This window comes from Pararhodobacter zhoushanensis, from assembly GCF_025949695.1.
Taxonomy (GTDB): Bacteria; Pseudomonadota; Alphaproteobacteria; order Rhodobacterales; family Rhodobacteraceae; genus Pararhodobacter; species Pararhodobacter zhoushanensis_A.
The window spans coordinates 493,108-518,015 of record NZ_JAPDFL010000001.1 but is presented as its reverse complement, the minus strand read 5'-3'; the positions used below and the strand labels follow the sequence as shown (position 1 = coordinate 518,015).

Here is a 24,908-nt window from a genome sequence, read left to right as displayed (position 1 = left end):
ACCCCTTGGGCAGCATTCGCTATCTGCGAACTGGCACCACAGACGGGGATAGCGATGAAACAGCCACGGGCCTGGCAACGGATGCTCTCGGGGCGCAGGCTGGATCTGCTCGACCCCACACCGATGGATATCGAGCTGGAAGATATCGCGCATGGCCTGGCCTTTGTCGCGCGATGGAACGGGCAGACGACGGGTGACTGGCCCTATTCCGTGGCCGAACACTCGCTGCTGGTGGAAACACTTGCCGGTCGGCTGGACCCCCGCTTCAAGCTGCGCTGGCGCCTGGCGGCCTTGCTGCATGACGCGCCGGAGTACGTTATCGGCGATATGATCTCGCCGGTCAAAGCGGCCGTCGGGCCCAGCTATGGCGCCTTGGACACGCGGCTGACCGCTGCGATCCACTTGCGATTTGGCTTGCCGGCGATCCTGCCCAAATCCGTGAAAACGCTGATCAAAAAGGCCGATACGCTCAGCGCCTGGCTGGAGGCCACACAGATCGCGGGCTTCACCCGAACCGAAGCCGACCGCTTTTTTGGCCGCCCCACGCCTGAGATCGCCGGTATCACCATCACGCCACGTCCCCCGCGCGAGGTGCGCGCTGACTATATCGCGCGGCACGCACAGCTTCTGGCCGAAATCGATGCGCAAGCGTGACGGGCAAAGCGAGGGGCTCCTCGCCCCTCGCGCTCCCCCGCCAAAGGAGGCGCACGCGCCCCCTTTGGAAACCCCCGTGGATATTTAGAGACAGAAAATGACGCATGGTTAACGGAACCTTATCATCTGTCCTTAAATATCCTGGGGGGTGAATTCGGCGTCAGCCGAAGAGGGGGGCAAGGCCCCCTGACCCGTGTCGCCAGGGCGCGAATCCTCAGCTGTTCAGGTACTGCGCGTGCCAGGCGATCTGGGCGGGCAGGACGCTGGAGATGAAGTAGTACGAGTGATCGTACCCCTCATGCATCGTCAGTTCCAGCGGTTGGCTCGCAGCGTCGCAGGCAGCCTTCAGCCGCTCGGGCATCAACTGGGTCTCCAGAAACCCGTCCGCCGCGCCCTGATCCACCTTCAGCGCCGGCAGCCGGGCGCCCGCGTCGATCAGGCGGCAGGCGTCGTAGTCTGCCCAGGCCGCACGATCTGGCCCAAGGTATTGCCCCAGCGCCTTGCGCCCCCAAGGGCAGTCGCTGGGTGCACAGATCGGAGCGATGGCGCTGACCGAGCGGAAGCGTTCCGGGGTGCGCAACCCGATGGTCAGCGCGCCATGCCCGCCCATCGAGTGCCCGGTGATCCCTTGCCTTGCCATGTCGACCGGGAAATGCGCGGCTACCAGCGCGGGCAGTTCCGTCTCGATATAGCTGCGCATGCGGTAGTTCGTGGCCCAGGGCTGCTCTGTCGCGTCGACATAGAACCCGGCACCCAGACCGAAGTCATAGGCGCCCTCGGGATCATCCGGCACGCCGTCGCCGCGCGGCGAGGTGTCGGGGGCGATCAGGATCACCCCGTGCTCGGCGCAGGCCGCGCGGAACTCGCCCTTTTCGGTGACATTCGCCCAGGAGCAGGTCAGCCCCGACAGGAACCAGAGCACCGGCATCGGCCCGTCGCCATCGGGCAGGAAGATCGAGAACTCCATCGGTGTGCCGGTCTCGGCGCTGTCATGGCGCCAGACTTCCTGCCAGCCGCCGTGAGAGCGCCAGCGGTTGATGCGTTCCATCAGAACACCACGACCGAGCGGATCGACTGGCCGGCGTGCATCAAATCGAAGCCCTTGTTGATCTCTTCCAGCGTCAGCGTGTGGGTGATCATCGGGTCGATTTCGATCTTCTTGTTCATGTACCAATCGACGATTTTCGGCACATCGGTCCGCCCGCGCGCGCCACCGAAGGCCGAACCTTGCCAGACCCGCCCGGTGACCAGCTGGAACGGCCGGGTGGCGATTTCTTTCCCCGCCTCGGCCACGCCGATCACGGTCGAGACGCCCCAGCCGCGGTGGCAGGCTTCAAGCGCTTGACGCATCACGGTGGTGTTGCCGGTGCAGTCGAACGTGTAATCCGCGCCGCCGTCGGTCAGCGCGACCAGATGGCTGACGATATCGCCGTCGATCTTGGTGGGGTTCACGAAATGGGTCATGCCGAACATCTTGCCCCACTGGGCTTTGTCGTCATTGATGTCGACGCCGATGATCTTGTCGGCCCCGACCATCCGCGCACCCTGAATGACGTTCAGGCCGATGCCGCCCAGCCCGAAGACCACGACATTCGCGCCCGGTTCGACCTTGGCCGAATTGATCACCGCCCCAACGCCGGTGGTGACGCCGCAGCCGATGTAGCAGGCCTTGTCGAAAGGGGCGTCGTCACGGATCTTGGCGACGGCGATTTCGGGCAGAACGGTGAAGTTGGAGAAGGTCGAGCAGCCCATGTAATGATAGATCGGCTGACCCTTGTAGCTGAAACGCGTGGTGCCATCGGGCATGACACCCTTGCCCTGCGTCGCGCGGATCGCGGTGCACAGATTGGTCTTGCCGCTCAGGCAGCTTTTGCACTGGCGGCATTCGGGGGTGTAGAGCGGGATGACGTGGTCGCCCGGCTTCACCGATGTGACCCCCGCGCCGACTTCGCGCACGATGCCGGCACCCTCATGGCCCAGCACCGACGGGAAGATCCCCTCGCTGTCCAGACCGTCCAGCGTGTAGGCGTCGGTGTGGCAGATGCCGGTCGCCATGATCTCGACCAGGACTTCGCCCGCTTTGGGGCCTTCGAGGTCCAGTTCAACGATTTCGAGCGGTTTCTTCGCCTCAAAGGCAACAGCGGCGCGGGTTTTCATCGGTAAGCTCCAGGTCAGAACGTTTGCGCCAATTTGCCCGGCGGGCAGTCTGGATGCAATCGGTAACCCGAAGTGTCAGCCGTGCTCTTTGAGCAACCGGCGCTTCTGGCGGTCCCAGTCGCGCTTGGCCGAGGTCTCGCGTTTGTCGGTCAGCTTCTTGCCCTTGCCGACGCCGATCTTGATCTTCACGCGGCCCTTGTCATTGAAGTACATGACCATCGGCACCAGCGTCATGCCGTCTTTCGCGGTTGCCGCCCACAGACGGGACAGCTCTTTGCGGCTGACCAGCAGCTTGCGTTTGCGGCGTTCTTCATGGCCCCAGGTCTTTGCCTGCAGGTAGGGGGCGATGGCCGAGTTGATCAGCCACAACTCGCCGTTTTCCACCGTTGCATAGCTTTCGGCGATGTTGGCACCGCCCTGGCGCAGCGATTTCACTTCGGACCCGTACAGAACGATTCCGCATTCGAGATCGTTCTCGATGAAGTAATCGAAGCGGGCACGCCGGTTCTCGGCGATCACTTTGCTGTTGGGATCGTGCTTTTTCTGGGCCATTCTCGCGATCTATTGGTTTGATTAGAGCCTGTCCAGTGGTGGCGCCGTCTGGCGCTGCCCACCTACCCAGGAGGAATGTCCGTTTATGAGACCCATCCTAGCCCTTGCCGGCATTGCATTGCTTGCAGCATGCGAGCCGATGCCGCCACTGTCATCGGGCCCGTATTACCGGCCCGCCCCTCCGATGGAGCCGGTTGTGCCTGACGTGCCGCCCCTGTCGCCGCCCATGGCCGAGCCGCCGCGCGTCACACCGCCGGTCGCGCCGATCAGCACCGACCCGTCGGATACCTGTGGCGCGAACAGTTTGCAGCACTTTGTCGGCAGCGTCGCGCCGCAACCTTTCCCGGCCCCCGGACCGGTGCGGGTTATCGGTCAGGGCGACCCGGTGACGATGGACCACAACCCACAACGCCTGAACGTGACGGTTGATCGCGAAACGCGTCGGCGCGTGGTGTCGCTTAGCTGCGGATAAACTGTCAGCCGCAATAAAGCCGGACCGGGTGCCTTGCAGCACCCGGTCCTTCGCTTTGCCGGGGTTTGTTCCCGTCGGGTGGGGGCCCAACGAGGCCCGGTACATTCATGCGATGGCGTGAGGTATCGAGCAGGATCATGGCGATTCGCGGGCAGAACGGGGCAAAGACGGTGAGAAGTCCGAAAATTTTGCCGCATCTCCGGTGTAAGGCTTGATTTCTCGACGGGCGAGAGACACGATTTTTCCCATGAATGTGCAAAATTTCGGCGCTGCGCCGTCTTACACCGAGCAGGTGAGCTACGATCGGTTCGAGCTGGGTCAGATCCTCTCGGTCTATGGTCGGTTCGTCGCTGCCGGTGAGTGGCGCGATTACGGCATTTCGGCGCTGCGCGACCGGGCTGTGTTCTGCATCTTTCGGCGTGCCGCCGAAAACCCGCTCTACCGCGTCGAAAAGATTCCGGCCCTGCGCCAGCGCCAGCAGCTCTATGCGCTGATCGGTGCCGACGGACAGGTGCTGAAACGCGGCAGCACCCTGCGCAGCGTTCTGGCCCCGCTGGAACGCAAACTCATCCGCACGCTGGACTGATCGCCGCGGCGTGTCTTTTGGCCATGACCGCCCTCAGGCTTGCCCCTGTTGGTGCAGCAGCCTAAGCCTGAACCATGCGCATCCTTGAGAATGTCATCAGCGACCGCGGGTCGAAATATGCGGTGTCGGGCGGTCCGTGCACCTGTGAGGATGAGGCGAAGGCGTTCATCAAGGAATTGTGCCGCAAAAAGAAATTCGCCAAGGCGACGCATCACTCCTGGGCCTTGCTGACCGCCGACGCACCGCTGAAGAACGACGACGGCGAGGCCGGCGCGGGCATGGTGATCGTGCGCATGCTCGAGCGCGAAGGGCTGCGCGACCATATCATCGTGGTCACGCGCTGGTATGGCGGCAAGCATCTGGGCGGCGATCGTTTCCGCCATGTACAAGACGCGGTGCGTCTGTATCTGGACGATCTGGGCCGATCCTGAACGCGACCATAGGCGCGTGTCCCGGAAAGCTGCTGACCGGGTGAGTGGATTGGAAAGGGCTGTCCCCAGCAGTTCCGCTGGACTGACCCTGCGCACAGGTCTATCCGCAAGGGTATGAGCGAATTCATCTATGCCCCGCCGCCGGGAGCCCCGCGTATCCTGCATCTGGATGACGATCTGCTGGTGGCGGATAAGGACTCTGGTCTGCTGTCTGTCCCCGGTCGGGGTGAGGATCGGGCGGATTGCCTGATCGCGCGCCTGCGGGAAGAGTATCCCGAAGTGCTGCTCGTGCATCGGCTGGATCTGGACACCTCGGGTGTGATCATCTTTGCGTTGACGCAACAGGCGCAGGCGCATCTGGGCCGGCAGTTCGAAGAGCGCAAGACGCAGAAGCGGTATATCGCCCGCGTGCAAGGGCACCCGGAAGAGCAAAAAGGCCAGGTCGATCTGCCGCTGGGTGTGGACTGGCCCAACCGGCCGCGCCAGATGGTCGATCCGGTGAACGGGCGGCCGTCGCAGACGGACTGGCGCGTGCTGCGCCATGACGGTGACACCACGCGCATGGCGTTGAAGCCGCTGACCGGGCGCAGCCACCAGTTGCGCGTTCATATGCTGGCGATGGGGCACCCTATTCTGGGCGATCCGCTCTATGCGACGGGCGCGGCGCTAAACTACCCGCGCCTGATGCTGCATGCCGAAGAGCTGCGGCTGCGCCACCCGCGCACGGGGGCGCAGATGACCTTTCGGTCAACCGCGCCGTTCTAGGCCTCAGGCGGCCTTGCTGTCGGCGGTCTCGGTCAGGATGGCGAACAGTTTGTCGGGGTCTTCGTTGGCGCGCAGCTTGGCGCAGACCGAAGGGTCGCGCAGCGTGCGCGAGACCAGCGCCAGCGCTTTCAGATGCTCAACCCCGGCATCGCGGGGCGCGAACAGCGCAAACACCAGATCGACGGGCGCGCGGTCGACCGAGCCATAGTCAAGCGGGCGGTCCAGACGGATGAAGATCCCGCGCACGCGTTCGATGCTGTCGATGCGGGCGTGGGGCAGGGCGACACCATGGCCAACCCCGGTCGGTCCAAGGCTTTCGCGTTCCTGCAACGCGTCGATAGCGATCGATCTCGTCGATCCCGTGGGCGGCCGCAGCGATTTCAGCGAGATCCTGGAACAGGCGTTTCTTGCTTTTCACAGCGTTGCAGACCCGGATTGCCCCGGGCGTCAACAGATCAGCCAATTCCATGCAGTGCTCCTGCTCCGTCTATCCGATAGGTCTGGCCCCCGCGCGCGCTGCGCAGGGGGCCGAACCGAATTATTGCGGGTCAATCCAGCCGACATTCCCATCTTCGCGCCGGTAGACCACATTGATCCCCCCGTGACGCTCGTTGCGGAACACCAGAACTGGTGAATGGGCAAGCTCCATCTGCATCACCGCTTCACCGGCCGAGATCGACGGAATACGCGCTTCCATCTCGGCGATGATCATGGGTTGCAGTGTATCGGGCTCATCCGCATCCGACCCTTCGTCAGAAGCGAGGATATACGAGGAACCCTCACCGAATTCAACAGGGGCAACCCGATCGCGGTGGTGGTCCTTCAGACGCCGCTTGTAACGGCGCAACTGCTTGTCCATGCGCTCGCAACAGGCATCAAAGGCAGCGTAGATGTCGTTGGCCTGACCCTTGGCCTGAGCCGTGAGACCGGTCGACAAGTGCACGGTTGATTCTGCAGACATGGGTGTGGCCTTCACGGGAAAACACGATATTCGCGTCGGTCGGCCGCTGGGAGTATTTCTCCATCACGTTGCCCAGTTCGCTTTTCACATGCGACTGGAGCGCCTCGCCAACATCGATCTGTTTTCCACTGATCTGGTACCGCATGGGCCTCTCCTTCTTACGACGGACACCCCTGAGCCAACACGGCACCGGGCGTTTCCGCCAGCTCGGCCTGTCGTTGCGTACTCATCCCCCGCGTTTTGAAGCGGCCAGTCTGCGCCGCGTCGAGGACGGGGAATTCGCAGGCCTTGTCTGTATTTGGCGACAGTTCTACGGGCGATGTCAACGCCTCGATCATGCAACATTCTAGTGATCGCGTCGTCCGACAGCGGCCTGCCCGCGGGCTCGGCGGCGATCAGCTCGGCGATCTGACGTTGCACCGCGCGGGCTGACACCGGGCCGCCAGCGCTTTGCAGCGTGGCCGAGAAGAAAATGCTCAGCGGCCAGAGCCTTCCGTCCACGTCAATCGCCTTGCCAGCAAGGGCCCGGCTGACCGTTGACGGATGCAGGCCCAGTTCGGCGGCCAGATCCTGTTGTGTGGCGGGAACCATCGCCAGCGGTCCGTGATCAAAGAACCCCGCCTGCGTTTGCGCCAGCCATGTGCCGATCCGGGCCAGCGTCTTGCCGCGCTGCTCCAGCGCCGCCAGCATCGCGCGGGCTCGGGCCAGCAGCTCGGGTGCGAAGTTTTCGGTCTCGGCCTTGCGAACCATGGCGTGATCCAGCGTCGCCACCGGGCGATTCGAATCAACCGGCACAACGCTGATCTCGCCCGCTTTGCGCAGCAGTTTCAGGTCGGGCGACAGGATCGTTGCCGCGTCCCGGCCATCGTCGTGGATCGGATGCGCGGTGAGACTGCGCAACAGGTCGGCGCGGTCCCGCGCCTCGCTTTGCGACAGGCCCAGGGCGGTGGCGATGCTTTTCCAGTCCTGACGGGCAAAGGCGGCCAGCTGCCCGACCGTCGCCGCTGCCTGATCGGTGCTCAACCCCTTGTCGATCAGTTGCAGCGCCAGCGCCTCACCCACCGTGCGCGCCCCGATACCGGCAGGCTCGCAGCGTTGCAGCGCGGTGAGGGCCTCGGCCAGTTCGTCCTCGTCCAGCGCGTATTCCTCGGCCAGCGTGGCAAGGTCGGTGTCCAGCAACCCGTCCGGCCCCAGCTCCGAGATCAGCAAAAGCGCCATGGCAGCGATACGCTCTGGCAGCACCATGCGCCCGATCTGGCGGCGCAGGTCGTCCTGAAAGGGGGCGGCGTGGGCGGTCTGGCGGTCTTCGACCGACAAGGTCACCGCCTGCCCGGCGCTACGGCTTTCGACCAGCAGGAAGGGATTGCGCCCGGCTTCGCGCGCCAGTTCGTCGGCCAGTTCGGACGGCGACATGCGCAGGATGGCCAGCCGGGTGCGCAGCTCGGGCGTCAGGGCGAGGCGCTGCTCAAGACGCAGCTCAAGCCGCGGGCTCATGCCCACGGGTTTTGCCCCCGGAAATTAGCGGAAGCTGTCACCCAGATAGACGCGGCGCACGTCTTCATTGGCCACCACCTCTTCGGGCGTGCCGGTCATCAGCACGGTCCCGTCGTGAAGGATATAGGCCCTGTCCACGATCTCAAGCGTTTCGCGCACGTTGTGATCGGTGATCAGCACGCCGATACCCCGTGCGGTCAGATCGCCGACCAGCGCGCGGATGTCGCCCACGGCAATGGGGTCAACGCCCGCAAACGGTTCATCGAGCAGCACGAAGGCCGGGTTCGAGGCCAGACAGCGCGCGATCTCGGCCCGCCGCCGTTCGCCACCCGACAGGGCCAGCGCGGGGGATTTGCGCAGGCCTTCGATGTGGAATTCGGACAGCAGTTCTTCCAGCCGGGCCTCACGCGTGCCGCGATCAGGCTCGGCGATTTCCAGAATGGCCTTGATGTTGTCTTCGACCGACAATCCGCGAAAGATCGACATCTCTTGCGGCAGGTAGCCGATGCCCATGCGTGCGCGGCGGTACATCGGCCAGCCGGTCACGTCGATACCGTCGATGCTGACGCGCCCGCCGTCCGCCGGGACCAGCCCGGCGACGCAGTAAAAGCACGTCGCCTTGCCCGAGCCGTTCGGCCCCAGCAGCGCGACAACCTCGCCGCGGCGCAGGTCGAGATCAATGCCCTTGAGGATCGGGCGACGCTTGTAACTTTTGCGCAGCCCCTGGATGCGCAGGCCGTCGGCCAGCGGTTCGGCAGAACTCATAAGGTGTCATTCCATCCGGATGATGGTGCGCACACGGCCCATCATGCGACCCGAGCCCGAGCGCAGATCGGCAACAAAGCGTTCGCCCGACAGCATGTTGGCGCCCTGCACCAGCATCACGCTGCCGGTCATTTCCAGCGTTTGCGCATCCATGTCATAGACCGCTTCCCGGGCTTCCAACGCTTCGGTCGGTGTGGCCATCGTCACCCCGCCGGACGCCACCAGCCGCGCGATCCGCTGGCTGCCGGTCTGTGTGCCTTGAGTATAGACCAGCCGCAGCGATTGAGCCGAGATGTGCAGATCGCCCTGTTCGGCCACGACATTGCCGGTGAATTCGGTAGCACCGGTCGTCTGGTCGACGCTGAGATCGTCTGCCGTCACTTCCAGCGCGGTCCCTTCCAGTTGCAGGGACTGACCAAAGCTGATCTGCACCCCCTGCTGCGCCAGCACCGGAGAGGCGGCGAACAGCAACACGGTGATCAGGCGGAGCAAGAGACGCGGCATTTGAGAGTCCTCAATTGTCAGGCTGATAGTTCAACCGCACACCGCCCCCGAAAACAAGCAGATAACCCGCACCATCCCCGGAATCGACCCGCATCTCCATGGAACCGGCGGTAATCTCGCCTGCCGGAGCGGTGCCGCTGACCGGGCCGGGAATGGTGACACGGGTGGAATCCAGCAGTCCGACCATGCTTTGTGCCGTCAGATCGTAGCCGGGCGTCGCGGTCAGTTCCAGCCCGCCGGTCATGTCAAAGGTGCCGCGTCCGCGGTCGATGGTGCCGTTGGTGGCGCTGGCCGTCAGCGTCTCGCCCTCGCGTCCCTCAAGCTGCAGGTGCAGCCCGGTGACCTCAAGCCGCATTGTGGCGTTGGGGTCCGAGCGGGCGGTCTGCGTGATGATGGTCAGCGCCGCGCCATCGTCGGTGACGCCGGCGAAATGCGCACCCGACAGGCGCGGATCGCGGGCGCGGTCCTCGACGTCGATCTCGGCGTTCGAGATGGCAGCGGTCGGGTCAATCGTCCGCGCCAGCATGAACACCAGCGACAACAGGATCAGCGCGGTCAGCGGCAAAACCACCTTCAGGATGCCCACCACCCTGCTGTGTCCCGGTCGGCCCATGCTGTGCTCGGCAATCGTCATGTCAGTGCGAGAAGATGTCCATGTCGGGCCAGCCCATCAAGTCCAGCTTGGCGCGGTGCGGCAGGAAATCGAAGCACGCCTGCGCGACCTCGGTGCGGCCTTCGCGTTCCAGCATGACCTCAAGCCCGGCTTTCAGCTTGTGCAGGTACAGCACATCCGACGCGGCATAATCGCGCTGCGCCGGGGTGATCTTTTCCGCGCCCCAGTCGCTGGACTGCTGCAGTTTCGAGATGTCGACGTTCAGCAGTTCCGTCAGCAGGTTCTTCAGCCCGTGCCGGTCGGTATAGGTGCGCACCAGTTTCGAGGCGATCTTGGTGCACCAGACGGGCGCGGCCAGAACGCCGAAGCGGTGGTACATCACTGCGATGTCGAAGCGACCATAGTGGAAGAGTTTGATCACCTGCGGATCGGCCAGCAGCTTTGTCAGGTTCGGCGCTTCGGTCTGATCCTGACTGATCTGCACCAGACAGGCGTTCCCGTCGCCACCCGACAGCTGCACCAGACACAGCCGGTCACGGTGCGGGATCAGGCCCATTGTTTCGCAGTCGATGGCCACCACCGGGCCAAGATCCAGACCATCGGGCAGATCGTTCTGGTAGAGGGTAATGGCCATGGTGTCCTCGGGCTTTGTCGCGTGCGGTTGAGGCTCCAATACCGGGCCAAGGCCCTGTTGAACAGAGCCTAACCCGTGAAACGCTGCGTGCCGGGGGCCGTTTTCCTTCAGTAAAACGTGTAGCCGAACGCCATGCCAAAGGCGCGGTCGGACAGTTTGGCATTGCCGATCCGTGCGCCGCGCAGCCAGAGACGGCCATGCACCTCGGTGCCTGACAGGTCAGCGTCGGCGGGCAGAAGTGTGTCTTGCGCCCAGAGCCCGCCCAGAAATTCGGTTCCGACCAGCGTGGTCGGGCCGTCAAACCGCGCCTCGGCCAGATCGGCATTGCCGTAGCAGATCGCGGCGGACAGGTCGGCGCTTTGGGTGAAGCGGGCAGCGCGGAACCCGGCGGTGCCGCGGAACTCGGCGTGATCGAAGCGGGCAGGGCCGTCGATCCGCACCCGGTCAAAGCGCGCGTCATTGGTGAACAGCGCGCCCGAGAAATCGGCGCTGGCAAAGGACGCGCCGGTGAACCAGCTCAACCCCTCGAACACCGCGCCTGCGGCCAGTACGCCGCTCTCGAACCGCGCGCCGGTGAAATCGACGCCGCACAGCGTCAGCCCGCGCAGATCCAGCGGCTCGGTCAGGGTCAGCCCTGCCAGCTCCAGCGCCTCGCCGTGTTTCCACGGGCGTTGCAGCGCGTCGCGGACCTGCGCGGCCTGCATCACGCGTCCGCCATGGCGATGATGTCGTCAACCCAAGGCAGCGCCAGATCATCGGCCATGTCATCGCCCGAGGCATTATGCGTCACGCGCTCGCCGACCAGTTCGGCCCCGGCACCGGCCAGCAGCTCTTCCATCCGCTTGCCGCCGAAGTTGAAGGTTTCGGGGTATTCGCTGTCACCCATGCCAAAGACGGCAAAGCGGATACCGTCCAGCGAGGGCTTCTGCGCCTCCATCTTCGCGGCAAAGGGCTGGGCCGAGGCGGGCAGTTCGCCGTCGCCATAGGTCGAGCAGACGACAATATAGAACGTGTCCGTGTCGAAATCGGCGGGGTGGAAGTCGGACAGGTTGGTCACGCTGGCGTCGTGGTCCGACAGGTGCGCGGCGATGTCTTCGGCCAGCATTTCAGCATTGCCGGTTTCGGTGCCGTAGAGAAGGGCGATCTGCATCAGAGGTCTCCTGTCTGGCGCGCGGTCGCCAGCATCTGTTCGGTGGTGGTCAGCTTTTGGCGGCAGCGGTCGGCGGGGCAGGCGGCGCGCTCGGCGGCGTCGATGGCCTGCCATTGCGCATAGGTCACGGCTTGCGGGATGCGCGCGGTCAGCGCATCGCGGCCCGCTTTGGTGCTTGCGGTCCCGGCGAGGTCAGCAACGATGCGCGCGGCAACCTGTTGCGCATCGGCGCGGTTTTCGGGGATCGTGCCGCGCGGACCCCGGCGATACCAGCCGGTCGCGTAAAGGCCGGGGCTGACCGCGCCCGCGTCGTCGGTGGCGGGCGTGTCGCCGGTGAAACCGATGGCGGTGAGCACGGTATCGCAGGGCAGGGTAAGGTGCTCGGCTGCGCGCTTGAAGCGTGCGGCGGTGACGTGCGCGGTGCCCTCCAGCGCCTCAGGCGTCCAGCCGAAGTGAAAGGCGATTTCGCGCGTCGCACCCTCGGGCGCGTGGCCGTCGATGCCTTGCAGCGCCTCGATCAGCTTGCCCTCACCCTGGGCACCCTGAACCGAGATGCGGGCCTGCGTCAGCCGCCCCAGTTCGCGCAGCATCACCGGGTCGAACTTGGCCTGATCAGCGGGCGAGCGGCCCACAACGTCGATCCGCTCAACCCCCGCCGCCATCAGCGCCTGCGTATGGGCCTGCGACAGGTCGGAACCGTGGAATTCCTCGGGCCCCTTGGCCAGCACGCGGATCAGATCGACGGCGACATTGCCGTTGCCGATCACCACCACCCGCTTGCCGATCTGCGCAGGCGCCACGCCCGGCATATCGTTCCACGCGCCGGTCACCTGACCCGAGCCATAGACCCCGGCCAGCCCCTCACCCGGAATGCCAAGGCTGCGGTCCGTGCGCAGGCCAAAAGCCATGACCACGGCGTCATACATCCCGGTCAGGTCATCCAGCGCGATGTCGGATCCGACCCTGACATTGCCGAAAAACCGCACATCGCTGCGTTCGAACAGCCGCTCGAACTGGCGGATCACTGCCTTGGTGCCCTGATGGTCCGCCGCCACGCCGTAGCGGATCAACCCATAGGGAACCGGCAGCGCGTCGATCATGTCGATGCGCGCGTCGGGCAGCGCCTTGACCAGCGCCTGCGCGGTAAAGCAGCCCGACGGGCCGGTCCCAAGGATTGCAATCGACACCATCTCAGCCCTCCTGCAGGCGTGCCCAGGGGTGCGGGCGGCCCGTCAAATCCACATACAGCGACTTTTGCGCCATATAGGCGCGGATCCCCTCGCGTCCCTTTTCGCGCCCCATTCCAGCATCCTTTTCCCCGCCAAAGGGCGTCGAGATCGAGAATTGCTTGTAGGTGTTGATCCAGACCGTCCCCGTGGTGATCGCCCGCGCGACGCGGTACGCGCGGGGGAAATCGCGCGTCCAGAGGCCGCAGGCAAGCCCATAATCATTGTCATTGCCCTGTGCGATCACGTCCGCCTCCTCGTCAAAGGGCAGGACGACCAGCACGGGGCCGAACACTTCCTCGCGGCAGATGCGGTCGGTGTTGGTCACATTGGACAGGATCGTGGGCATGTAGTAGCTGCCCGCATCGTAAATCCCGCCCTCGGGCGCAAAGCCGCCGCAGAGCACCGTCGCCCCGTCTGCCACCGCCTGCGCGACATGCGCAGCGACGGCAGAGCGGTGGTCAGGATGCACCAACGGCGCGACCTGAGTCGCCGGGTCCAGCGGATCGCCAACGACCAGCGCCTTGGTCGCGGCGACCAGCCGGGTGACGAACTGGTCATAGATCGCCCGCTGCACGAACAGGCGTGAGCCCGCGATACAGCTCTGGCCCGAAGACGAGAACACCCCGAACAGGATCCCGGCCACGGCCAGCTCCTGATCGGCATCCGCAAAAACGATGGTGGGCGATTTGCCGCCCAGCTCCAGCGACACCGGCATCAGCTTTTCAGCGGCCTGCCGGGCCAGGGTGCGGCCGGTCGAGGTGCCGCCGGTGAAGCTGACCTTGGCGATCGCGGGATGTTCGACCAGCAGATTGCCGATCTCACGCCCCGCGCCGGGCAGGACCGAGAACAGGCCCTTGGGCAGGCCCGCCTCCTCGACAATCCGCGCCAGTTCCAGCGACACCAGCGGCGACCAGCTGGCGGGTTTCAGCAGCACCGCATTGCCCGCAGCCAGCGCCGGGGCGACCTTTTGCGCATCCGACGCGATGGGCGAATTCCACGGCGTGATCGCGGCGACCAGACCCAGCGGTTCATGCACCGACATCGTCAGGTAATCGCCGCGCGGGCTGGTCAGGCTGTCGTCAAGCGTCTCTAACGCTGCCGCCATGTAGCGGAACGTCGCCGCCGCGCTGGCCACCAGCGCCGAGGTTTCGCGCAGGGTCTTGCCGGTATCGCGGGTCTGGATGAACGCGATGCGCTGGGCATTGGCGTCAATGCCGTCAGCGATCCGGTGCAGATACCGCGCGCGCTCATGCGGTTTCAGGCCGCGCCACGCCGGGTCCGCCTGCGCCTTGAGCGCCCGCGCAATCGCCCGCTCACCATCCGCACGGCTGGCCCCTTTGAGCACGCGGTTGACCGAACCATCGGCGGGAAAGATCGAGGTGATCTCGGCCCCGGTGCCGGTTTCCCATTCGCCGCCGATAAACAGCCGCCCGTCGGGCAAATCATGGGTCATATCGCCACCTCGTTCAGCCGGTTCATCACCTCGCGCGCCACCGAATACACCGTGGCGAGCGAGGTCTTGGGGTTGTCGGGCGAGGGCTTGCCCTCGATCCGTATCGCGTAATCCGCCGCCCCTGAGGTGACGCGGTATTCGTGGATGTTCTGGCCTACCGTGGGGTCGGCCACCATCTGCACCTGCGTCGCTTCAAACCCCAGACCCGCCAGCGCCAGCGTGGCGGCGACATTGGCGTTCTTGGGGTAGCGCAGCGCCGCCTCGCGCGCGGTGCCGGTGAAGAAGGTCGCCGGTTCAGTCAGCGCGGGCAGATCAAGCAACGCCTCGGCGGGCGTGCCCTTCCACGCCAGCGGCGGCTTGCGCGAGGTATAGACGACCGAACTGATCCCCGAGGGTTTCAGCGCCGCCAACAGATCCACCCCGCCAATCGCGCCGGCAGGCAGCACGATGCGCGTGTGCCCGGTCTTGGCCGCCGCACGCACCGTGTCGTGCAGATCGGCATCCGCCAGCGCGCCAATCGACACGACAACGCACTCGATCCCGGCCTTGAGCGCCGGCACCACAGTCCCCGCCACTGCCGAATGCCCGGCGCATTCGACGATCAGATCGGGGCACGCGGCCAGCAGGGCGTCGGTGTCGGTGACCACCTCAACCCCCGCCGCGCGCGCTGCTTCAGCCTGTGCGGGGCGCAGCAGGACGGTGAGGCGCGCGGGCATCGCCCCCTCACGCGCCAGCACGTCCAGCAGCGCGCGGGTGATGTTGCCGTATCCGATCAGACCCAGATGCATGCGCTCAGACCTTGTTACCGGCAGCGCCTGCGGGCGGGCCTGAGAAAGTCTCGCCAAACGGGCCAATCGCGATCATGTCCACCTCGATCAGGCGCGGGCCGGGGGCAGCAAGGGCGGCATCCAGTGCGGCAGCGAAGTCGTTTACATCGGAGACGAGCGTATGCGGCAGGTTGATCGAGGCGCAATGCGCTTTGAAATCAGGCGTTTGCAGCGCCGAATAGTGATAGCGGCTGTCGTATTGCGCGTCCTGGATGTTCTTGATCACGCCATACGCCTGATCGTTCATCAGCAAGAACACCACCGGCGCGTTTTCCTGCACGGCGGTGATCATCTCGGCGATGCCCAGCTGCGTGCCGCCGTCGCCCAGAAGCGTGATCGCCTTGGGCCCATCGCTGGCCAGCGCGGCCCCGACGCCCATCGCCACGCCCTGACCGATGCCGCCACCCAGCGCGTGAACGCCGTGGCGCGGTTCGGCAAAGCCGACGTAGCGGTTGCCGAAGGTCGAGTTCGAAATCGTCACGTCGCGCACCCACGCATGACGACCCGGTGCGACACGTTCCAGCAGCGCGTCCGCGACCACCTGATACGGCCCCATCTGCGCGCGCAGGCGGCCCTCAGCCGTGGCGCGGGCGGTGGCGACGTCAAAGCCCAGTTGCGGATCGACGTCCAGTTTCTCAGGCAGCAGCGCCAGCAGGCGGCGCAGCGTGTCGGCGGAATCGCCGTGGACGAACAGCTCGACCGGGTAGTTGCGACCGCCTTGTGATGCCTCGGCGTCGATCTGCGCCAGCGGGCGCGGCAAGCGCATCGCGTTATTCAGCGTCTCATTGCCGCGCAGGCGCGAGCCGACGACGATCATCAGATCGGACGAGGCATAGAGCGCCTGCGCTTCGGGCGTCATGTTGAAAGCACCCAGATTGGCCGGGTTCTGCTCGGATACCGTGGCGCGCCCGTTGGTCGAGGTGACCACGGCGCAGCCCCGGCGCACCAGTTCGGTCGCCTCGGCGCTGGCGTGACAGGCGCCGCCGCCCAGCCACAGGATCGGGCGCTTGGCCTCGATCAGCAGGGCGGCCAGTGCGGCCACGGCGTCGTCGCTGGCTTGGGGGCGCTGCGGCTGCGGCTTGAAGATGCGGGTGGCCCCGGCGGCCTTGGCGCGCTGCACATCGACCGGGATTTCCAGCGTCACCGGGCCGGTGGGCGCGCTGATCGCCGCCGAAACCGCAGCGGTCAGGGTGCCGATGGCGGAATCCGCGCTCCACAGGCGGTAATAGGCCTTGGAGATCCCTTTGAGCATATCGGGCTGGCGCGGCACGTCATGGATCGGCGCGCGGTCGCGGTCGGCAAAGCCCAGATCGACGGTCGCGGTGATGTGCAACAGCGGCGTGCCTGCCGTCAGCGCCTCAACCTGCGCACCAGCGGCGTTGCCCGCAGCGGTCCCGGTCGAGGTGATCACCACGCCCATCTCGCCCGACACCCGCGCCCAGGCGTCGGCCATGCTCATCGCACCGGACTCACCGCGCGCTGGCACAAAGCGGATGACGCCCTGCCGCGCGACCGCGTCCAGAATTGGCATGTTGTGAATCGAGATCACGCCGAACATCGTGGTCACGCCAATCTCGGCCAGATAGCGCGCGATGAAGTCGCCAACGGTTTCCGTCTGGGCAATGGGTTCGAGTTTCATGTCCATGATCCTTGGTACTCAAATATGGCGCGACAGGCCGCCCGAGACTTCAAGCTGGGCCCCGGTGATATAACTGGCGGCCCGAGAGCCGAGGAAAGCGATGGCGGCAGCGGCTTCGCTGGCGTCGCCCAGGCGGCCCAAGGGGATGCCCTTGTTGCGCGCGAGATCGGCGTACCAGACCTCGCGGCTGACGGATTGGTCGGGGCGCTCGGCAAAGCGGCGGGTCCATTGGCCCGAGCCGATCAGCCCGATCAGCACCGAGTTGACGCGCACATGCGGGGCGAATTCGATGCTCAGCGATTTCAGCAGGCTCTGCACCCCGGCGCGGGCGGACGCCGTGCAGACCATGTGTTTCTCAGGCTGGTAAGCGAGCAGCGAGTTGACCGCGACGATGGCCCCGTTCGACGCCTTGAGCATCGGCAGAAAGGCGCGGGTCGGGTTGATCTGGCTGAACAGCTTGAGGTCATATTCCGCGCGCCAGTGGTCATCCGAGGTGGTCTCGAACGTGCTGACCCGGCCTTGACCGGCGTTGTTCACCAACAGATCGCAGGTGCCGAATCTGGCCTGAACCGCCGCCGCAAAGGCGTTGACCGCGTCGGCATCCAGCACCGAAAACGCCTGCCACAGGATGCGGTCCGCGCCGAAATCGCGTTCCAGCACGGCGGCGACATCGGCCAGACGCCCCTCGCCGCGCGCACAGAACGCCACTTTCGCGCCCTGTTCCAGCAGCAGCCGCACCGTGGCCAGCCCGATCCCTGAGGAACCGCCGGTGACGACGGCAACCTGTCCTTCAAACGGTTTGGTCATCTTATTTCTTCCTCAGCTCGGGGAAACCCGGATCCGGGCGGCCCTGCATCACCGCGCGCTGGGCGGCGGTGGGGGCTCCGGCGGTCATCCATTGGTCCATCTTCTCGGGCACATCGCGCGGCCAGACCTGCGCCTCATGCGTGGCCTCGTCGATCTGCTGCACCTCGGCGGTGAACTCGATCACAAAGCCGGTGGGCGAGACGTAATAGGCAAACGGGTTATCCCCCGGCCCGTGGCGGCCCGGCCCCCAGGTGGCCATCAGGCCTTTCTCCTTCATCCGCCCGATGGAGCGCATGAATTCATTGATCGTCGGCAGCTCGAAGGCCACGTGGTTGACCGACGGGTAATGCCCCTGCACCAGCGCGATGGAATGGTGATCCGTGGCGCTGCGCATGAACACCATCTGATCGGCGCTGTAATCTGACACGCGGAAGCCCAGCACGCGGCAGTACCAGTCCTGCACATCCGCCATGTTGGCGGTGTTCAGCACCACATGGCTGACCTTGCGCGGGCGGGCCCATTGATCCTGCGGCGGCAGTGTGACGGTATCGGTGCGCAGGCGCAGGCGGCGGTTGTCGGGGTCCAGAACCTCGAACCCATAGCCGCCGGCGAAATCGTCGAACTCGGCGGGTTCGCCCACGACGGCCTCACCCTGCGCAACCAGTTGGGCATAAAGCGCGTCGGTGGTGGCGCGGTCGGCCATGGCGAAGTGGATGTATTCGATGCCGTAGACCGGGCCGTCCTTGAGGCCATAGAGGATCGGCTCGGCGCTGGTGCCACGGAAATAGACCGCGCCAGGTTCCTCATGGGCCAGCGTAAGGCCCCAGTTCTGCACGTAAAAATCCTTGGTCGCGGTGATGCCCGGTGCGCGCATGACGAGGCCACGCAGCGCGCCTACTCGGATTTCCTGGGTCATGGGGTCACTCCTTGGTGTACCTGCGCGCGCAGGGCGGCTGCCAGCGCGGCGGGGGCTTGTTGGTGCAGGGCATGGCCCGCGCCGGGGATCAGCGTCAGCGCGCCCCGTTGGGCGGCAGGCAAGGCGGCATGGGCGGTCTGCGATTGGGCGGGCGGGGTCACGATGTCTTCGGCGCCCACGATAACGGCGGTCGGAGCGGTCAGCGCGGCGCAGTCGGCGGCAAGGTCGCCGCTGGCGAGCATGCGCACGGCTTGGGCATAGCCGGGCAGCTGGATCTTGCTCATGCCGTCATAGACAGCAGTGACCAGCGCGGGGTTCTGGTCGGGCTGAAAGATCAGCCGGGGCGCGCGGGTGCGGGCGAACTCGGGCGCGCCAAGGGCGGCGAGGTCATCCAGCCGCGCAGCTTGTTTGGCGGGCAGGGTGCCGGGTTGGGCACCGCCACCTTGCGCGCAGGAGGCCAGCGTCAGCGTGCTGACCCGCTGCGGGTGGGCGCGGGCGAAGGCGGCACCGATCAGGGTGCCGAGGGAATGGCCGACGAGGTGGACTTGGGTCAGGGACAGAGCGTCCAGAAACCCGGCCAGCGCGGTCGCGTAATCGGCAGCAACGGGCCAATCCATCGCCAGCGGGGTTGAGGGACCATAACCCGGCGCTTCCCAGGCGATCACGCGCCAGCCGGGCAGCGCGGCGGCCACCCCGTCAAAAGCGCGCGCTTCGGAGCCGATGCCATGCAGCGCCACCAGCACCGGGCCATCGCCTTGATGCTCGCGCCAGCCGATCCCGGCGGTGATATGGTCCCGCACGCTCATGTGACGAACACGTAGCCGTTGTTGACCGGCATCACTTGTCCGGTCAGCGTCAGGGCGGCCTCGGACAGCAGGAAGGCGACGGTGCCCGTCACTTCGGCCGCCGATTGCGGGCCGGGAACGGCGCGGCCATCCTGATACAGCGAATGGCGCGCGGCGGGGACGTATTCGGTGCTCTCGGTGGTCAGGATGCCGGGCGCGATGCAGGTCACGCCCACGCGGTCCGGCCCCATCTCGCGTGCCAGCGAGCGGGTCATTGCCATCACCGCGCCTTTTGAGGCCGTATAGGCCAGCAGACGCGGCGCACCCCACAGGGCGGTGTCGGAGGCCACGTTGACCACCCGGCCCGACCCTGAGGCGCGCAGCATTGCCGAACAGGCGCGGGTCATCAGCCACGTGCCGCGCACATTGACGCGCTGCACGCGGTCCCACAGCTCCAGCTCGATATCCTCAAACGCCATGCCGCCGACATTGGTCGCCACCGCGCCGTTGTTGACCAGCCCGTGCAACTCGCCCTCGGTCGCGGCGATATCCTCGGACAGCGCCGAGATGCTGGCCGGATCGCCCAGATCCACCGTCACGGCGCGTGCGCCCAGTTCGGCGGCAGCGGCGGCGACGCCCTCGGCGTCGATATCCGCCAGCACCAGCCGCGCGCCCTCGGCCGCGCAGCCCTGCGCCAGCGCCCGGCCCAGACCGCGCGCCGCGCCGGTGATCAGGATGGTGCGACCGGACAGCATCATTCTGCGGCCACCTGCTTCAGTTCAGCCTCGATCTGCTCTTTGGCCGCGCGGGTCAGAACCTGACGGATACGCGACACACCGAGATCGTGCTGGTAGAGCATCTCGCGCTTGCGGGCGTCGTCGGGCATGCCTTCCAGCATGACGCGATCCTGTTCCAGCACATGCCAGTGGTTCGCCTCCAGCTTGGTGCGGTAGAGGAAGCGCCACGCCTCGCGCGCCAGCCCTTCGACCTTGCGCAGACGCCAGAAGAACACCTTGCAGGTCGTCTCATCCACCGGGGTGGTGAAGCCGACGATGCGCATGTTGCCACCGGGGCCAGCAGCGGGCGGGTAGGGGATGTCGAGGAAACAGTACATGTTGCCGGGGAAGACGGCGAATTCCGCCCAGTCGAAATTGTCGCCGACCTGTCCCACGCGGGTGACGTGGAAACCGTTGTCGGTCTTGTCGAGCTTCATCAGGTCTTGCTTGGAGCCAAAGGCCAGGGTGAAGCTTTCGGAATGCAGGTAGCAGCCGTGCATCGGGTCGGCGAGGTTGTCGAGCGCGTAGCGGTAGTTGGTTTCCCACACGCTGGTACAGAGGAACCCGGTCCAGGCACCGCCCATCAGTTCCGGCGGCATCACCAGTTCAGGCGGCTCGGGCTGGGTCAGGCTGGGGATGTAGACGAAAACGGCATCCGAATGCTCGGTGACGTGGAAGTTCTTCAGCGCCTTGCGGCCCTCCATCGCGCATTCGGGCATGGCGGGAACGCGGACGACGACACCGTCACCGTTGACGACAACGCCGTGATAGCGGCAGCCGATGTTGCCCTCGTGGATCTCGCCATACGACAGCGGCGCGCCCCGGTGCGGGCAGAAATCCTCGACACAAGCGATTGACCCGTCCGCCTTGCGCCACAGGACCAGCTTCTGGCCCAGCAGTTTGGTACCGTAGGGCTTGGTCGTCTTGATCTCGACCGATTTGGCGACGGGATACCATTGGCCCAGCAGGCCAGTGTTCACGCGATCCTCGATCAGGGCTTTCTTGTCGATGGCAGGAGCGGTCATGGGATCAAACCTCGGTAATCTTGCGGGGGCGTAAGGTGGGGTTTAACCCCACCTTACAGGCGGTTCAGCCGGCGGCTTTGGAGCCCTTGGGCCGGGGGATCTTGGAGACCGGGTGCTCGGGCGGATAGGTCGGGGTCACCGGCTTGGGGTTGCCGATCATCACGCAGAGCAGGGCCTCTTCGATACCCTCGTTGCGCAGACCGCGGTAGACGCCCGGCGGCACCGACAAGAGGTCACGCTCGGTCAGGACGGTTTCGACCATCTCGCCCTTGTGTTCGATGAACAGGCGGATCGAGTGGCCCTTGAGGACAAAGAAGATTTCCTCGGCGTCGCGGTGGATGTGCAGCGGGCCTTCGCAGCCAGCGGGCAGAACCATCGTCGAGAAGGTGAAATGCCCGGCCGGCACGACGTTCTCATCATCGGACACGCCGGTCGCGCCGGTGCCGACATAGCGCATCTGCGCGCGGCGGTATTTGGGGTCGAAATCGGCCTGAAACTTCAGCGCGTCCCAGTCCAGCGTGCGCGACGCATAGCGCGCGACGCGGCTTTCGATCCAGCTGTCCAGCGTCTTGCCCTCGGGGATGACCACGTCATCGGGTTCGATCGAGGGAAATTTCATCGGAGCGGTGCTCATGGAGGTCTCCTGCGGTTGGGGAATGCGGCGGGCGTTGTGGCTGGCCGCGGGTCAGTGTTCTTTTTTCGGGATGTAATGGAGCAGGCGCTTCTCAGCCCAGGCGAGCACCGAATAGAGCACGATGCCGATGAGCGTCAGCAGCACGATGGCATTGAACACCATCGCGGCATTCGCCTGCCCGCCGCCGTAGCTGATCAGGAACCCAAGTCCGGTGTTGCCGCCGACCAGCTCGCCCACGGTCACGCCGATCACGGCCAGCGTCGAGGCGATGCGCAGACCGGCCATCAGGTTGGGCAGGGTCGAGGGGAATTCGACCTTCAGGAAAATCTCCCAGCGGCTGAGCGAATAGGCGCGGGCAAGGTTCACCATGTCGCGGTCGACGGTCTTCATCGCGGCCAGCACGTTCACCAGCACCGGGAAGAAGACGATCAGCACGGTGACCAGCAGCTTGGGCGTGGCGTTATAGCCGAACCACATGATGAACAGCGGGGCGAAGGCGACTTTCGGCGCGATCTGCAGTGCCAGGATATAGGGCGAGAGCACGCGCTCCCAGAATTCGGACATGCCCAGCAGGTAGCCGATGATGGCCCCCAGCGCCGAGCCGATGGCAAAGCCCAGCGTGGTATACAGCGCGGTGGACAGGGTGTTGGTGATCAGATCCTCGCGCCGGTACATCCGGCCCAGTTCCTTGAGCATGTCCATCGGCGTGGGGATGATGAATTTGGGCACATCCATCGCGGGCGGCAGGAATTGCCAGATCAGCAGGACAACGCCCAGAATCACGATCCCGGCTAAGGTATGGCTTTTGGCAAGGCTCATGAGAGGTCTGGTCCTTGTGGCTGGGCAAGAAGGCTCCGGTCGCCGCCCCAAAGGGGTGACGGTGCAGCGACCGGAAGGGTTGAGAGTGTCAGGCGGCGGTTATTCGGTGACGAAGTCGTTGGTGTAGGCGTCTTCAACCGGCACGACGTCGTTCACCAGTTCGTTGGCGACATAGAAGTCTTCGGCGGTTTGCAGCTGTGCGGGGTCAAACGCACCGATCGGACGGTCGCCATCCTGCGCATAGACGTTGGAGACATACATCCGCATGATCCGCTCGATCTGGGCGACGTTTTCAGCGTGGCGCGGCAGGAAGCCGACATAGTCCTGCGCGGCCTGTGCCGGGTCAGCGATGATGTCGTCGATGGCGCGCAGCGTCGCCTGAACGAACCCGCGCACGGCTTCGGGGTTTTCAGCGATATAGGCGTCCGAGGCAATGATCGCCTGTGCCTGCGAGGCGAAGTAATCGCGCGCGGGGGTCACGGTCAGCGGCACGCCTGCGTCTTCAACAGCGACGATCCATTCGGGCACGCCCGACATCGCGTCAATCGAGCCGCCGATCATGTTCTGGATGATGCCGCCCGGTCCAAGCGCCTGAATATCGACGTCCGAACGGCCGATCTCTTCCGAGGCGAGCACAGCCAGCAGGTTGTAGAAGGTGGTGTCCTGAAAGCCGATGACGCCAATCGAGCGGCCTTCCAGATCGGCGATCCCGTTGATGTCGCGGTCATTGCGCCATGCGATCTGGGTGATGCCCTGACCACCCAGCAGCGCCACGCCGCGGACTTCCAGCCCGTTGGCGCGCACGATCAGCGCGGTATCGCCCATGCCGCCGCCCAGCTGGGCGTTGCCGACAGCAACCTGCGTCGCCACGTCAGCGCCGCCCTGACCGATGCGGAAGGTCACGTCCAGACCGGCTTCGGCGTAATACCCTTTGCCCAATGCCAGCTGGAACGGGGCGAAGGCGGGCAGGAAGTCAGGGGCCGGGAACAGATAGGTCAGCGGCGTTTGCGCCATGGCCGAGAGGCTGGAAAAGGCAAGGCCGGCAGCGGCGGCAAGGCCCAGAATGCGCGTCTTCATAGAGATACTCCCGTTGGTTTTATTATGGTCGTCGTGGATCAGGCCGCGCGCTGGTCGAGGCGCAGCAAGGTGAAGATTTCGGCGGCGTGCTGGTGGACTTCGGGCAGCTGACGGCGCTTGAGCGGATGCGCGCGGTCGGGCAGGTCGATGGGCATTTCGCACATCACCGTGCCGGGGCGCTCGGACAGCACCAGAACGCGGTCCGACATGATCACCGCTTCGCTCAGATCATGGGTGATCAGCAGCGTGGTGATGCCCGCTTCCATGATCGTCTCGGCGAACGAGTTCTGGATCAGCAGCTTGGTCTGTGCATCCAGTGCCGAGAACGGCTCGTCCAGCAGGATGATGTCGGGATCAATCGCCAGCGTGCGGGCCAGGGCCGCGCGTTGGCGCATGCCACCGGACAGCTGATAGGGGTAGTGGTTCTCGAAGCCCGCCAGATGGCAGCGCTCCAGTTCCGCCATGGCGCGTTCGCGGCGCTGGGCGCGGGGAACGCCGCGCGATTCCAGCCCGAATTCGACGTTCTTGATGATCGTGCGCCACGGCAGCAGCAGGTCTTTTTGCAGCATGAAGCCGACATGCGGGTTCGGCTTGGTGACCAGTTCGCCTGAAACCCGGACCTCGCCGGTGGTCGGCTGGTACAGCCCTGCCGTCATGCTCAGGATCGTCGATTTGCCGCAGCCCGAAGGGCCGACGACCGAGACGAACTCGCCCTTTTCGACCTTGAAATTGATGTCGCGAACCGCCGTCAGCTCCTGACCCGTGTCCAGGTTGAAGCTTTTCGAGACGCCTTTGAACTCAAGCGCCATAACCGGCCTCCGCGTAGGCGGTGTCGAGATCCTTGTTCAGTGCCGTCAGCTCGTCTGTCAGCAGCGCCAGATCCCAATCGGTGCGCCCCGAGATCGGCGCGGTCACGCCACGGGCGGCCAGTTCCTTGGCGACCTCGGCGAAGTCATGCACCCGCTCGCCCATGATCGCCATCAGCGCCTGCGACAGTGCGGTCTCGGCATCGGTCAGCGGGCGGCCCAGCGATTGGTGGGCCAGCGCCGGACGGCTCGTATCGCGGGCACGCTGCGAGAGGCGGTCTTTGAAGGCGTCCATGGGGTGGCTCCTTTGGTGCGTGTCGAGCAGATCAGGCTTGCACAACTGTTCATATTATAACATGCTGTTCATTATTGGAGCA

Annotated in this window: 29 protein-coding genes and 2 pseudogenes; 5 read left to right on the top strand and 26 right to left on the bottom strand. The window is 65.3% G+C overall.

From position 1 onward, the window contains the following. Nucleotides 1-54: 54 nt before the first annotated feature. On the top strand, nt 55-654 hold the full coding sequence (locus OKW52_RS02645) for an HD family hydrolase (RefSeq protein ID WP_264504338.1): 600 nt from the start codon (nt 55-57) through the stop codon (nt 652-654). Between the two features lie 214 nt (nt 655-868). Here the strand turns inward: OKW52_RS02645 and fghA are convergent, their stop codons facing one another. The 3 genes from fghA to smpB all read right to left on the bottom strand — a co-directional run bounded on the left by fghA (nt 869) and on the right by smpB (nt 3,363). Then, entirely contained in the window at nt 869-1,702 is an 834-nt protein-coding gene (gene fghA, locus OKW52_RS02640; RefSeq protein ID WP_264504337.1) for an S-formylglutathione hydrolase, read from the bottom strand. Continuing rightward, nucleotides 1,702-2,811 (bottom strand): S-(hydroxymethyl)glutathione dehydrogenase/class III alcohol dehydrogenase, encoded by a 1,110-nt coding sequence (locus tag OKW52_RS02635; protein WP_264504336.1) that lies wholly within the window; start codon nt 2,809-2,811, stop codon nt 1,702-1,704. Before OKW52_RS02635 ends, fghA begins: the two co-directional genes overlap by 1 nt. A gap of 75 nt (nt 2,812-2,886) precedes the next feature. After that, on the bottom strand, nt 2,887-3,363 hold the full coding sequence (gene smpB / locus OKW52_RS02630; RefSeq protein ID WP_127106267.1) for an SsrA-binding protein SmpB: 477 nt from the start codon (nt 3,361-3,363) through the stop codon (nt 2,887-2,889). Nucleotides 3,364-3,502: 139 nt separating this feature from the next. Between smpB and OKW52_RS02625 the strand changes: the two genes are divergently transcribed. The 4 genes from OKW52_RS02625 to OKW52_RS02610 all read left to right on the top strand — a co-directional run bounded on the left by OKW52_RS02625 (nt 3,503) and on the right by OKW52_RS02610 (nt 5,617). Continuing rightward, the gene (locus tag OKW52_RS02625; protein ID WP_264504335.1) at nt 3,503-3,835 is read left to right on the top strand and encodes an I78 family peptidase inhibitor; all 333 of its coding nucleotides are present in this window, start codon (nt 3,503-3,505) and stop codon (nt 3,833-3,835) included. A 247-nt stretch (nt 3,836-4,082) separates the two neighbouring features. Continuing rightward, on the top strand, nt 4,083-4,421 hold the full coding sequence (locus OKW52_RS02620; RefSeq protein ID WP_264504334.1) for a DUF2794 domain-containing protein: 339 nt from the start codon (nt 4,083-4,085) through the stop codon (nt 4,419-4,421). Nucleotides 4,422-4,495: 74 nt separating this feature from the next. Next, a complete protein-coding gene (locus tag OKW52_RS02615; protein WP_264504333.1) occupies nt 4,496-4,852 on the top strand; it encodes a YigZ family protein in 357 nt (118 codons plus the stop codon). Between the two features lie 114 nt (nt 4,853-4,966). After that, complete coding sequence (locus OKW52_RS02610; protein ID WP_264504332.1) at nt 4,967-5,617, top strand: RluA family pseudouridine synthase; 651 nt, start codon at nt 4,967-4,969, stop codon at nt 5,615-5,617. 3 nt (nt 5,618-5,620) lie between these two features. On the opposite strand, the pseudogene OKW52_RS02605 reads toward OKW52_RS02610, so the two are convergent. The 23 genes and pseudogenes from OKW52_RS02605 to OKW52_RS02495 all read right to left on the bottom strand — a co-directional run bounded on the left by OKW52_RS02605 (nt 5,621) and on the right by OKW52_RS02495 (nt 24,826). Continuing rightward, nucleotides 5,621-6,086: pseudogene (locus tag OKW52_RS02605) on the bottom strand (PTS sugar transporter subunit IIA). A 69-nt stretch (nt 6,087-6,155) separates the two neighbouring features. Then, nucleotides 6,156-6,723: pseudogene (gene hpf / locus OKW52_RS02600) on the bottom strand (ribosome hibernation-promoting factor, HPF/YfiA family). Continuing rightward, a complete protein-coding gene (locus tag OKW52_RS02595; protein WP_264504331.1) occupies nt 6,663-8,072 on the bottom strand; it encodes an RNA polymerase factor sigma-54 in 1,410 nt (469 codons plus the stop codon). Before OKW52_RS02595 ends, hpf begins: the two are co-directional and overlap by 61 nt. Nucleotides 8,073-8,096: 24 nt before the next feature. Continuing rightward, entirely contained in the window at nt 8,097-8,837 is a 741-nt protein-coding gene (lptB, locus tag OKW52_RS02590; RefSeq protein ID WP_264504330.1) for an LPS export ABC transporter ATP-binding protein, read from the bottom strand. Nucleotides 8,838-8,843: 6 nt separating this feature from the next. After that, nucleotides 8,844-9,341 carry an LptA/OstA family protein gene (locus OKW52_RS02585; protein WP_264504329.1) on the bottom strand — a complete coding sequence of 166 codons (498 nt, stop codon included), beginning with the start codon at nt 9,339-9,341 and terminating at the stop codon, nt 8,844-8,846. A 10-nt stretch (nt 9,342-9,351) separates the two neighbouring features. Continuing rightward, nucleotides 9,352-9,954 carry a hypothetical protein gene (locus tag OKW52_RS02580; RefSeq protein ID WP_264504328.1) on the bottom strand — a complete coding sequence of 201 codons (603 nt, stop codon included), beginning with the start codon at nt 9,952-9,954 and terminating at the stop codon, nt 9,352-9,354. A gap of 22 nt (nt 9,955-9,976) precedes the next feature. After that, the gene (locus tag OKW52_RS02575) at nt 9,977-10,588 is read right to left on the bottom strand and encodes a ribonuclease D (RefSeq protein WP_264504327.1); all 612 of its coding nucleotides are present in this window, start codon (nt 10,586-10,588) and stop codon (nt 9,977-9,979) included. Nucleotides 10,589-10,695: 107 nt separating this feature from the next. Continuing rightward, nucleotides 10,696-11,292, bottom strand: coding sequence for a pentapeptide repeat-containing protein (locus tag OKW52_RS02570; RefSeq protein ID WP_264504326.1), 597 nt, complete (start codon nt 11,290-11,292; stop codon nt 10,696-10,698). Then, nucleotides 11,292-11,738 carry a flavodoxin domain-containing protein gene (locus OKW52_RS02565; RefSeq protein ID WP_264504325.1) on the bottom strand — a complete coding sequence of 149 codons (447 nt, stop codon included), beginning with the start codon at nt 11,736-11,738 and terminating at the stop codon, nt 11,292-11,294. Before OKW52_RS02565 ends, OKW52_RS02570 begins: the two co-directional genes overlap by 1 nt. Beyond that, complete coding sequence (locus OKW52_RS02560; RefSeq protein ID WP_264504324.1) at nt 11,738-12,928, bottom strand: FAD-dependent oxidoreductase; 1,191 nt, start codon at nt 12,926-12,928, stop codon at nt 11,738-11,740. Before OKW52_RS02560 ends, OKW52_RS02565 begins: the two co-directional genes overlap by 1 nt. Nucleotide 12,929: 1 nt before the next feature. Then, nucleotides 12,930-14,420, bottom strand: coding sequence for an aldehyde dehydrogenase (locus tag OKW52_RS02555; protein ID WP_264504323.1), 1,491 nt, complete (start codon nt 14,418-14,420; stop codon nt 12,930-12,932). Next, nucleotides 14,417-15,208 carry an aspartate dehydrogenase gene (locus OKW52_RS02550; protein ID WP_264504322.1) on the bottom strand — a complete coding sequence of 264 codons (792 nt, stop codon included), beginning with the start codon at nt 15,206-15,208 and terminating at the stop codon, nt 14,417-14,419. Before OKW52_RS02550 ends, OKW52_RS02555 begins: the two co-directional genes overlap by 4 nt. A gap of 4 nt (nt 15,209-15,212) precedes the next feature. Continuing rightward, on the bottom strand, nt 15,213-16,886 hold the full coding sequence (locus OKW52_RS02545; RefSeq protein WP_264504321.1) for a thiamine pyrophosphate-binding protein: 1,674 nt from the start codon (nt 16,884-16,886) through the stop codon (nt 15,213-15,215). A gap of 18 nt (nt 16,887-16,904) precedes the next feature. Then, nucleotides 16,905-17,693 carry an SDR family oxidoreductase gene (locus tag OKW52_RS02540; RefSeq protein WP_264504320.1) on the bottom strand — a complete coding sequence of 263 codons (789 nt, stop codon included), beginning with the start codon at nt 17,691-17,693 and terminating at the stop codon, nt 16,905-16,907. Between the two features lies 1 nt (nt 17,694). Next, nucleotides 17,695-18,609: a VOC family protein gene (locus tag OKW52_RS02535; protein ID WP_264504319.1), complete on the bottom strand. Its 915-nt coding sequence runs from the start codon at nt 18,607-18,609 to the stop codon at nt 17,695-17,697. Next, a complete protein-coding gene (locus OKW52_RS02530; RefSeq protein WP_264504318.1) occupies nt 18,606-19,415 on the bottom strand; it encodes an alpha/beta fold hydrolase in 810 nt (269 codons plus the stop codon). The genes OKW52_RS02535 and OKW52_RS02530 overlap by 4 nt, the downstream gene beginning before the upstream one ends. After that, nucleotides 19,412-20,152, bottom strand: coding sequence for an SDR family oxidoreductase (locus OKW52_RS02525; protein WP_264504317.1), 741 nt, complete (start codon nt 20,150-20,152; stop codon nt 19,412-19,414). Before OKW52_RS02525 ends, OKW52_RS02530 begins: the two co-directional genes overlap by 4 nt. Beyond that, entirely contained in the window at nt 20,149-21,195 is a 1,047-nt protein-coding gene (locus tag OKW52_RS02520; protein WP_264504316.1) for a Rieske 2Fe-2S domain-containing protein, read from the bottom strand. Before OKW52_RS02520 ends, OKW52_RS02525 begins: the two co-directional genes overlap by 4 nt. A 64-nt stretch (nt 21,196-21,259) precedes the next feature. Continuing rightward, nucleotides 21,260-21,829, bottom strand: a complete 570-nt coding sequence (locus OKW52_RS02515) for a cupin domain-containing protein (RefSeq protein WP_319800444.1) — start codon at nt 21,827-21,829, stop codon at nt 21,260-21,262. A 51-nt stretch (nt 21,830-21,880) separates the two neighbouring features. Next, the gene (locus OKW52_RS02510) at nt 21,881-22,648 is read right to left on the bottom strand and encodes an ABC transporter permease (protein ID WP_264504315.1); all 768 of its coding nucleotides are present in this window, start codon (nt 22,646-22,648) and stop codon (nt 21,881-21,883) included. A 99-nt stretch (nt 22,649-22,747) separates the two neighbouring features. Continuing rightward, nucleotides 22,748-23,725 carry an ABC transporter substrate-binding protein gene (locus tag OKW52_RS02505; protein WP_264504314.1) on the bottom strand — a complete coding sequence of 326 codons (978 nt, stop codon included), beginning with the start codon at nt 23,723-23,725 and terminating at the stop codon, nt 22,748-22,750. 38 nt (nt 23,726-23,763) lie between these two features. Continuing rightward, entirely contained in the window at nt 23,764-24,534 is a 771-nt protein-coding gene (locus OKW52_RS02500; protein WP_127106216.1) for an ABC transporter ATP-binding protein, read from the bottom strand. After that, entirely contained in the window at nt 24,524-24,826 is a 303-nt protein-coding gene (locus OKW52_RS02495; RefSeq protein WP_264504313.1) for a recombinase-like helix-turn-helix domain-containing protein, read from the bottom strand. Before OKW52_RS02495 ends, OKW52_RS02500 begins: the two co-directional genes overlap by 11 nt. Nucleotides 24,827-24,908: the final 82 nt, after the last annotated feature.